At 67.2% G+C, this 9,474-nt stretch carries 8 protein-coding genes; 5 read left to right on the plus strand and 3 right to left on the minus strand.

Features of this window, described 5'->3' with window-relative positions; translation table 11 throughout:
- Positions 1–211 precede the first annotated feature (211 nt).
- The 3 genes from V5A38_RS13190 (at position 212) to V5A38_RS13200 (ending at position 4,469) form a co-directional block, all read left to right on the plus strand.
- Entirely contained in the window at positions 212–2,293 is a 2,082-nt protein-coding gene (locus tag V5A38_RS13190) for a hydantoinase/oxoprolinase family protein (protein WP_332326227.1), read from the plus strand.
- Positions 2,290–4,155 (plus strand): hydantoinase B/oxoprolinase family protein, encoded by a 1,866-nt coding sequence (locus V5A38_RS13195; RefSeq protein WP_332326228.1) that lies wholly within the window; start codon positions 2,290–2,292, stop codon positions 4,153–4,155. The genes V5A38_RS13190 and V5A38_RS13195 overlap by 4 nt, the downstream gene beginning before the upstream one ends.
- 83 nt (positions 4,156–4,238) lie before the next feature.
- On the plus strand, positions 4,239–4,469 hold the full coding sequence (locus V5A38_RS13200) for a hypothetical protein (RefSeq protein WP_332326229.1): 231 nt from the start codon (positions 4,239–4,241) through the stop codon (positions 4,467–4,469).
- 22 nt (positions 4,470–4,491) lie between these two features.
- On the opposite strand, the gene V5A38_RS13205 is transcribed toward V5A38_RS13200, so the two are convergent.
- Entirely contained in the window at positions 4,492–5,862 is a 1,371-nt protein-coding gene (locus tag V5A38_RS13205) for a serine hydrolase (protein ID WP_332326230.1), read from the minus strand.
- A 128-nt stretch (positions 5,863–5,990) separates the two neighbouring features.
- Here V5A38_RS13205 and V5A38_RS13210 point away from each other — a divergent pair, with 128 nt between their 5' ends.
- On the plus strand, positions 5,991–6,746 hold the full coding sequence (locus V5A38_RS13210) for a hypothetical protein (RefSeq protein ID WP_332326231.1): 756 nt from the start codon (positions 5,991–5,993) through the stop codon (positions 6,744–6,746).
- 3 nt (positions 6,747–6,749) lie between these two features.
- Here V5A38_RS13210 and V5A38_RS13215 read toward each other — a convergent pair whose 3' ends face one another.
- Positions 6,750–8,333: a thiamine pyrophosphate-binding protein gene (locus V5A38_RS13215; protein ID WP_332326232.1), complete on the minus strand. Its 1,584-nt coding sequence runs from the start codon at positions 8,331–8,333 to the stop codon at positions 6,750–6,752.
- 226 nt (positions 8,334–8,559) lie between these two features.
- On the opposite strand from V5A38_RS13215, the gene V5A38_RS13220 reads away from it, so the two are divergent.
- Positions 8,560–8,949, plus strand: a complete 390-nt coding sequence (locus tag V5A38_RS13220) for a DoxX family protein (RefSeq protein WP_332326233.1) — start codon at positions 8,560–8,562, stop codon at positions 8,947–8,949.
- A 300-nt stretch (positions 8,950–9,249) separates the two neighbouring features.
- Here the strand turns inward: V5A38_RS13220 and V5A38_RS13225 are convergent, their stop codons facing one another.
- Positions 9,250–9,378, minus strand: coding sequence for a hypothetical protein (locus V5A38_RS13225; protein WP_332326234.1), 129 nt, complete (start codon positions 9,376–9,378; stop codon positions 9,250–9,252).
- Positions 9,379–9,474: the final 96 nt, after the last annotated feature.

Raw genomic sequence — 9,474 nt, forward strand, 5'->3', positions numbered from 1 at the left:
TGCGTTTCTCCCTACCAGCGATAGATAGGGCTTTCACGGTGTTGCTAACCCTGTACCGCCTTACACTCGAACCCGTAGAGACAGAACCACCCATTCAGAATCGCGAACTACCGAGAAGGAAACACCCACGTAACCGGGGGCGCTCCCACTACAGTATGAGCCAGTCACGCACGACCCGACCAACCAGCCAACCAACAGGAGGCAGCAACGCGTGAGCGAACACCAGGAAACGACCGAGCCCGACCACGAATCGGTCCGCGTCGGCGTCGATATCGGCGGCACGTTCACCGACGTCGTCACCGTCCAGAACGGGGAGATCTCCGTCACCAAAGTTCCCTCCACCCCGGAAAACCCCGAGCAAGGCGTCATCGACGGCCTCGAAGCCAGCAAGTCGCAGGCAAACTACACACCCACCCAGGTCGATTTCTTCAGTCACGGCACCACCGTCGCCACCAACGCCGTGCTCGAGGGCACCTGGGCCGAGACCGCCCTGGTCACCACCGAGGGGTTCCGCGACGCGCTGGAGATCGGTCGGCAGGACCGCCCCGACATCTACGACTTCATGGCCGAGAAGCCCGAACCGATCGTCCCGCGGGACCGCCGGTTCACCGTCCCCGAACGACTGGACGAGCGCGGGCGCGTGCTCACGGAACTCGACGAAGACGCCGTCCGGGCGGTCGCCGCAGATATCGAGGCCACCGGCGTCGGCAGCGTCGCGATCTCGCTGTTGTTCGCCTTCGAGAACGACGGGCACGAGCAGCGTGTCGCCGAGATTTTGGCCGAGGAGCTTCCCGAGTACTCGCTCTCCGTCTCCAGTCAGGTGCTCCCGGAGATCCGGGAGTACGAGCGCAGCGTCACCACCGCGCTCAACGCCGCGCTCAAACCCGTGATGGACAACTACATCGGCGCGCTGGAGAGCGAAATCAGCGACCGGGGGATCGCCACGTCGTTGAAGCTGATGCAGTCCAACGGCGGGCTCATCGACGCCGGCGCGGCCCGCGACCGCCCGGTCAACACGCTGCTCTCCGGGCCCGCCGGCGGCGTGCAGGGCGCGACCCACGTCGCCGCCCGCGCCGGCTACAGCGACGTCATCACCATGGACATGGGCGGCACCTCCTGTGACGTTTCGCTCGTGCAGGACGGCGACCCGGTCGTTTCCACGGACGTGGATGTCGGCGATTACACCGTCGGCGTCCCGATGATCGACGTCCACACCGTCGGCTCCGGCGGCGGCTCGATCGCCTGGGTCGACGCCGGCGACGCGCTCCGCGTTGGGCCGCGCTCTGCGGGCGCCGATCCCGGGCCGATCTGCTACGGTCGCGGTGGAACGAAACCGACGACGACAGACGCGCACCTCCTGCTTGGCCGGATCGACCCGGAAGGGTTCCTGCCCGAGGACCGCGAGGTCGGCATCGACGACGTCCGCGCTGGCTTCGAAGAGCTCTGTGACGAGCTGGGAATGCGCCCCGAGGAGGCCGCACAGGGCGTGCTCGACGTCGCCAACGCCAACATGGCGCGGGCGCTCCGAGTCGTCTCCGTCGAGCAGGGTCACGACCCGCGGGAGTTCGCACTGGTGGCCTTCGGCGGCGCCGGGCCGCTCCACGCGCCGACGCTGGCGGCCGAACTCGATATCCCGACCGTGCTCGTCCCCCGGACCGCGGGCGTGCTCTCGGCCCAGGGGCTGCTCATCAGCGATATCGTCTACGACTACAGCCGCTCCCGCGTGCGTCCCTGGGCCGACGTGGACCCCGCAACCGTCGCCACGGCGTTCGCCGAGCTCCGGACCGAAGGCGACACCGAACTCGATAGTGAGGGCATCGCGCCCGAGCGCCGGCGCTTCGAGCGCACGGCGGACCTTCGGTACGTGGGCCAGTCCTTCGACGTCTCGGTCCCCGTTCCGGACGGTGAGGTCGACGCCGAGACGCTCGACACCGTGGAGCACCGGTTCCACGAGCGCCACGAGAAGCGGTACGGGCACGCCGACCCGGAGGAGCCGGTCGAACTCGTCACGCTGCGCCTGCGCGCCCGCGGCGTCGTCGACGAACCAGCGCTGGAGCCCGCCGGGACCGGCGGCACCGTCGCCGACGCCATCTCGGAGCACCGCGACACCTCCTTCGACGGCGAGGTTCACGAGACGCCGGTGTACGACCGGGACCGACTGCCGGCATCGACCGGCTTCGAGGGCCCCGCCGTCGTGGAGGGCGAGGAGAGCACCGTCGTCGTCCGCCCCGGCCAGTCCGTCTCGGTGGACGTCGATGGAACGCTCGCCGTGGACACGGGGGTGGCCCAATGAGTGACGCACGCGACGAGGCAGCGACGACGCCAGACGTCGACTCGGTTACCCTCGAAGTCGTCCGAAATGGCTGCGTCGCCGTCGCCGAAGAGATGAACGCCAACCTCGTACGGACTGGCTACTCGCCCAACATCAAGGAGCGGCGGGACTGCTCCTGTGCGCTGTTCGACGCCGACGGCGAGATGGTGAGCCAGGCCGAGAACATGCCCGTCCATCTGGGCGCGATGCCGTTCTCCGTTGCCGCCGCGGTCGACGCGTTCGAGGGCGAACTGGAACCCGGTGACGCAGTGCTGCTCAACGACCCGTTCCGCGGCGGCGCCCATCTCCCGGACCTGACGCTGGTCTCGCCCATCTTCGAGCCCTCCGAGGCTCAGCGCGCCTCGAAAACGCGAACGGGGAGCGAAGCGACCCGTGAGCGCGAAACCCTCGACGACGAGCAGCCGCGGCTCGTCGCCTACGCCGCCAACCGCGCCCACCACGCGGACGTCGGTGGCTCCACGGCTGGCAGCGTCGCCGCCGATTCGACCGAGATCTACCAGGAGGGGCTGCGCATCCCGCCGGTCAAACTGTTCGAGGCCGGCGCGCCCAACGACGACGTGTTCGAGATGATCCTCGCAAACGTCCGGACGCCCGACGAGCGCCGGGGCGACCTCCGAGCCCAGGAGGCCGCAAACGAGACGGCCCGGAACCGGGTCCACGGCCTCGTCGAGGAGTACGGCGCCGACACGCTCGCCGCGGCGTTCGACGAGGTGAAAGACTACTCCGAACGCCGGATGCGCTCGGAACTGGAAGCCTTCCCCGACGGAACCTACGAGTTCGGCGACCTGCTCGACGACGACGGCCGTGGGAACACCGACCTCCCGATCGAAGTGGAGGTCACCGTCGCCGGCGACGAGGTCCACGTCGATTTCGCCGGCACCGCCCCCCAGACCGAGGGTCCGATCAACGCGGTGCTGGCGGTCACCTCCTCGGCGACGTACTACGCGGTCCGCTGTGTGACTGACCCGGATATCCCGCCGAACCACGGCTGCTACCGACCGATCACGATCGACGCGCCAGACGGCAGTCTCGTGAACCCGAACCCGCCGGCAGCGGTTGTGGGCGGCAACCTGGAGACCAGTCAACGCGTCACCGACACGGTGCTCGGCGCGTTCGGCACGGAGGCGCCAGAGCGCGTGCTCGCGGCCTGCCAGGGAACGATGAACAACATCACCTTCGGCGGCACCGACCCGCGGGCAGCAGCGGAAGACGAAGCGGGGCGACCCTACGCCTTCTACGAAACCCAGGGTGGCGGCTTCGGCGGCCGAGCCGGGAAGGACGGGATGGACGGCGTCCACGTCCACATGAGTAACACGATGAACACGCCCGCCGAAGTGCTCGAGACCGCCTACCCGCTCCGGATTCTGCGCTACTCGCTGCGGCCGGATTCCGGTGGTGCCGGCGAGTTCCGCGGCGGTCTCGGGCTCCGCCGGGATATCGAGGTCCGGAACCACGAGGCCCGCTTCAGCCTGCTCGCGGACCGCCACCAGCACTCCCCGTACGGCCTGGAGGGCGGCGACGACGGCGAGCGCGGCGCCGCGTACTTGTTCGAGGACTCGGTGGCGTACGCAGCCGTGGAGGAGGACGAGACACCCGACGGGGCTCCGCTCCGCGCCGGCGTCGAGAAACTCCCCCAGAAATCCGTCCACGACCTGTCGGCGGGCAGCATCGTCAGCATCCGTACGCCCGGGGCAGGCGGCTACGGCGACCCGAGCGAGCGCTCGCCACGGGCGCTCGCCCGTGATCTGCGGCTGGGGAAGCTGCGCCAGGGGGAACTCCGCGAGTGCTACGGCGTGACCCCCGAGGAGCTGCCAGAGGAGTAACCGAGACGGCGCTGAGCGTAGCTGCTGGAGGCGGGGGCCGTTAGAACCCGGGGGTCTTTACTCTCGGAAGTGAATCCACATCCATGTCCGGAGATGAGGGCCCCGACGTGCCGATCCACTGCCCGGTCTGCGAGACGACCACCCGCGTTCCCCTCGAGGAACTCCAGGAACGCATCGACCGCCACAACGAGTCGGTGCACGACGGCGAGGAGCAGGCCCGCGTCGACCCCGAACTTGCCGCCGCGTTTCAGGACCTGGTCGTCGAAGATCTGGGGCTGTTAGCGGACGAAGACGAGTACGAGAACACAGGGTAGCGCGACCACAGCGGTTTCTCCGTTAGCGCTGTTTGTGCAGCCGATTCCGGTCGTAGTAGAGGTCGACGTGGTCCCCGTGCTCCTCGAACGTCGCGGTCTTCTTGGCACCCGCCATGGTCGGGATATCGAACTCATCGCCGGGGTTCTCTGGGTCGGCGGGGAGCAGCGTCAGCGTCTCCTCACCGAGTGCGCTCTCGCTGGTGAGCCTGAGCGCGCCCGCCTCGCGCTCGACTGTCGCCGTCGTGATGCCACGGTAGGACTCGTACTCGCCAGTCAGTTTCTCGAAGCGGGATTTGCGGGCGAAGAACGGGACCGCTTCCTCGGGGTCCTCACCAGCCAGAATCGCGAGCACACCTTTCGCGACGGTCGGCGGCGTCGGCGACGGCGTCGTGTTCGCGCCTATCGCGATCGCCCACTCGCCATCCTCGGTGAACCCCATATATGATGAGGAGACGCCGAGTGAGCCGCCGTGGCCGACGAGCGTGCGCCCGACGACGTCCGTCCGTTGCCAGCCGTAGCCATACTCGCTGTCGGCCCGCTCCATGTGGCCGGCGTGGGCTTGGGCGAGCGACTCCTCGGCGATGAGTTCGGTCCCCTCGAACGTCCCGCCGTTCTGCTGCATCCGGAGATAGCGAGTGAGTTCAGTCACCGGAGCGATGAGCCCCCCGGCGGGGAGGCTGACCGGCCGGTAGGGGTACGGCGTCGCCTCAGCCCCGCCGTCTTTGAGCGCGTGCGGAGTCATCGCGTCGCCCTCCTTCAACGCTGCGGGGTCCATCCCCGAGCGCTCCATCCCCAGCGGCTGGAGGATTTCGGACTCGACGAACTCGTCGAACGGCGTGCCCGAGAGTTCTTCCACGACCTCGCCGAGCAGATTGTAGCCCGAGTTGCAGTACATGAACCGCTCGCCCCGGGGCCCCGCGATCTCGTCGGCGGCGCCGTTGAGATGCCGGTGGAAATCCTCCCGGTCGCCCAGCGGGACGCCGTACTCCTCGACACCGGTGAGGCGGTAGAGCAGAACGGTGCTCGTTCCGAGCGACGGGAGCCCGGAGGAATGAGTCAGCAGGTCGTGGAGCGTGATTGGGCCGTCCTCGCCCTCGATACGGATGCCGTCGAGGTGGGCAGAGAGCGGGTCGTCGACGCGCAGTTTCCCGCGCTCGGCCAGAAGCTGGATCGAGAGCGCCGTGAACGATTTCGTGCATGAGGCGACGCCGTAGAGCGTTTCGGGGGTCGCCGGGCTGTTCTCGGTGAGTTCGCGAGAGCCGAAGCCACCAGTGTAGGCGATGTCGCCGTCACGAACCACCGCGATGCTCGCGCCGGGGACGGTCGCGTCGGTCAGCCAGTCGCCGAGGAACTGCTCCAACTGGTGGATCGTCTCGTCGGTGAGTGACGCCATACCACACACAGACGCCGGGTGCTCCTGAAGCCACGAGTACCGGCCAGTCGTTCCGACTCGTCGGAGCGATTATCAGGAATCCACGGACTGCCGAACGCTTATGCCGGTGCCGGCCACCTCGGAAGGTAGTGCTTCAGGATCGTCGTGGCGTCAGCGAGACCATCGGCTTCGTGCTCGTGTTCTCGCTCATCGTCCTCACCGTCGGGGTCGTGCTTACCGCCGGCTACGGTGGGCTACAGGACGCCCGCGACGCCGAACGAGTGAACAATGCCGAGCGCGCCTTCGACGTGTTCGCAGACAACGTCGAGGATATCACCCACCACGGCGCCCCGAGCCGCGGGACGGAGATCCGGCTCGCGGAAGCCACGATCAGCTCCGGGCCACCGACCTACTTGAACGTATCGGGGTTCAACGCCAGCGGGACCAACCGCTTCACGACAGGGAACTACAGCATCGACCCGGTCGTGTATCGCGCCGAGGACACCCGTGTCCGCTACAGCGCTGGCGCAGTGACCCGGATTCAGACGGACGGTGCCGGGATGGTCGAGCCACCGGAGTTCGTCCTCAGCCAGGACCACGTCATCGTCCCCATCATCCAGCTATCAGTCGAGGAGGGCGCGGTTTCGGGCTCCAAAACCGTGCTCGTCCGCACCGAGCGGAACATCCGTCGCGACGTCGTCGACGATTCCGGCACCGTCGACACGCTCCGTCTGAATATCTCGACGCCCGCACCCGACCCGTGGGAACAGTATCTCGAACGGCAAGGGATGAACTGCACACGACTGGGCGCTGGCGGGGGCGAACGGGCGAAACTGACCTGTACGAAACCGGACGTGGAACGGGTCCGGGTCGTCTGGTATCAGATTCGGGTCAGCTTCAGCTGACGCTCAGAACTCGACCGGAATTTCGATAACCGTCGGCTGGTCGCGGTCGAACGCCGCCGACAGCGCCGCCGGAAGCGCCGCCTCGAGCTCCTCGAACTCGACGCGCTGGCCGGCCGCGCCGAACCCCTCGGCCAGCGCGACGAAATCCGGATTCTCGATATCGGTCGCCATCGTCCGGCCGTACTGCGCGCGCTGGACGTCCTCCAGGATGTCGTAGGAGTCGTCGTTGAGCACGACGATCGGCACGCCGATGTCGTATTTCACCGCGGTCGCCAGGTCGCCGACGGTGAAGATGAAGCCGCCGTCGCCGACCAGGCCGACGACCTGCCGGTTCGTGCCGACCGCGGCGCCGAAGGCTGCCGGCGGGGAAAAGCCGAGCGTCCCGTAGCCCATCGGGAAATGGAAGCTCCCCGGTTCCTCCATCGGGAACCGGTTACGCCCTTCGTAGCAGAGCTTGGTCATGTCGTTGACGACGACAGCATCGTCGTCGAGGCTCTCTCGGAGCACGCTGAGCACCGCGTGGCGGTTGTCCTCGTCGGCAGTCGCCGCGAGTGGGGCTGGTTCCGCGGACTCGACAGCAGCCCCGGATTCGTGCGGCGTGAACCCCTGGGTCGCCAGCCGGTCTTGAATACCTGCGAGTGCCTGCTCGGCGTCGCCGACGATACCCATTGCAGTCGGATGATTCTTCGCGAGGTTCGTGTAATCGATATCGACGTGGATCAGCTCTTCGGGGAACGGCACGCCGCCGGTTTCCTGCTCGCTCAACTCCGTCCCGACCGCCAGTGCGACGTCCCGAGACGCGAGGAACGACTCGGCGGCATCGCTCCCCACAGTGGTCCCGAGGCAGGCGTCGTGACTCGCCGGCACCACCCCTTTGCCGGCGGTGGTCGTCACGACGGGGAGGCCCGTTTCGTCGACGAACCGGCGAACCGTCTCCGCAACCTCGACGGTGCCGCCGCCGACAACCAGGACAGGCTGGTCGGCCGCCACGAGGCGGTCGGCTGCCTCATCCAGCCGGTCGGCATCGGGCGCAGGCGGCGATGCCGGCGCGCGGTCGACGAGTTCGACCTGCTCCTCGCGTTCGAGTACGTCGGTCGGGATTTCGAGGTGAACCGGTCGGGGCCGGTGGCTCTCCAGATACGAGAACGCGTCCGCGACAGCGCCGGGAATGTCGCTGACGCGCTCGACGCGCTCGCTGTAGGCGGCGATTGACTCCATCACCCCCTGCTGGTCTTTGAGTTCGTGGAGCATCCCCTTCCCGCGGTCACCCTCGTTGACGGCGTTAGCCGTCGAGATAACGAGCATCGGCGAGGAGTCGGAGTAGGACTGCCCGACCGCAGTGGCGACGTTCGTGAGCCCGGGGCCGGTGATGACGAGCGCGACGCCGACCCGGCCGGTGGTGCGCGCGTAGCCGTCAGCCATGAAGCCGACACCCTGTTCGTGGCGCGCCGTCACGTGGTCGATATGTCCGTCAACCAGCGCGTCGTAGAGTTCGAGGTTGTGGACCCCTGGGATCCCGAACGCGACATCGACACCCTCCCGTTCGAGCTGCTCGACAACCGCGTGTCCGCCTGTGAGTCGATGCATGGTGGTACCGAGAGGGGAAGGAAGGTAGTTCTTTCTCCGAGAGTATTGGTTTGCCCGTTCTGGGTAGCGGTCTTCGCCGAAGCCCGGACGCTGCGGGGACAGTTCCCGGACGGAGTCGTGACCCGTGGCGACCCGTTCGACCCCGTCGAGCCCGAACCGTCATGGCGGACCGAGCGGACAGTGTCCCCCCTATAGATTTTTCCCCGTCGACGCGAAAGAGAGAGCCATGTCTGAGACGACAGCTGCCGACGACCGTTCGGTCTCTCGGCTCGGCCGCATCGCGATCGGGCTGGGGCTGGCGCTCCAGGCCTCGGAGGATTTCCGCGATATGGATGACACCGTCGACTACGCCGACTCGGCGGGCGTTCCGATGCCGGAACTGCTGGCGCCGCTTGCCTCGGGAACGATGTTGGTCGCCGGCCTCGGTATCGCGCTCTGGCGCCTGCCCCGGCTGGCAACCAGTGCGGCGGCTGGGTTCCTCGCGGTTGTCACGATGACGATGCACGACTTCTGGAACGCCGACGAGGACTCGCGGGACGGTGAGCGGCTGGCCTTCTTCGGCAATCTCACGATGTTTGGTGGGTTGCTGGTGTTGCTTCGGGAGGCGTTTCGGTAGCGGGTCCGTGAGTGGCGGGGTTACGCGGGAAGTAAAGGGAAGCAACACACCGACTGCTGGTAACTCCGAGTCCGTCTTTCGCAACTCGTCCGGATCTGTCTGTTCGAACGCTGCCAGCCGCTCGTGGACTCGGTCCATGATGTCACCTGCACGCGGTCCATCGTGTACCCGAACACCAGGTTGGACCTCACCTGGGAGGATAATCCACTCAGTGGTGTCCGCTCGGTCCACCCAATCGACGCTGATGTAGCCACGCTGTTCGGTGAGTTCTTCGACGACACCGCGACTCAGGTACAGCTCTCAGTCTTCGTCTCGGACGTACTGAACGAACGTCTCAGATGAGTCACTCCCCGTACCGCCGATCGTCCGGAGAAAGCTAGTATCGAGGATGAGCGCAGTCGGGAACGGCGACGGATGCGACTCACTCATCGCTGCGCTGGTACGGTGCCTGCTCGATAGCCCGGTCGTGAACGTCTACGTCGAAGGTGACGTCGTCGAGCATCGGATCGTGGTCTTTCACCACGG

The organism is Halolamina sp. (assembly GCF_036626355.1).
In the GTDB taxonomy this organism is placed as follows: domain Archaea; phylum Halobacteriota; class Halobacteria; order Halobacteriales; family Haloferacaceae; genus Halolamina.

Excerpts from the sequence above, each read along its gene's own strand:
- V5A38_RS13215 (WP_332326232.1), bottom strand. The coding sequence starts at position 8,333 with ATGCATCGACTCACAGGCGGACACGCGGTTGTCGAGCAGCTCGAACGG.
- V5A38_RS13225 (WP_332326234.1), bottom strand. The coding sequence starts at position 9,378 with ATGAGTGAGTCGCATCCGTCGCCGTTCCCGACTGCGCTCATCCTCGAT.
- V5A38_RS13200 (WP_332326229.1), top strand. The coding sequence starts at position 4,239 with ATGTCCGGAGATGAGGGCCCCGACGTGCCGATCCACTGCCCGGTCTGC.
- V5A38_RS13220 (WP_332326233.1), top strand. The coding sequence starts at position 8,560 with ATGTCTGAGACGACAGCTGCCGACGACCGTTCGGTCTCTCGGCTCGGC.
- V5A38_RS13205 (WP_332326230.1), bottom strand. The coding sequence starts at position 5,862 with ATGGCGTCACTCACCGACGAGACGATCCACCAGTTGGAGCAGTTCCTC.
- V5A38_RS13195 (WP_332326228.1), top strand. The coding sequence starts at position 2,290 with ATGAGTGACGCACGCGACGAGGCAGCGACGACGCCAGACGTCGACTCG.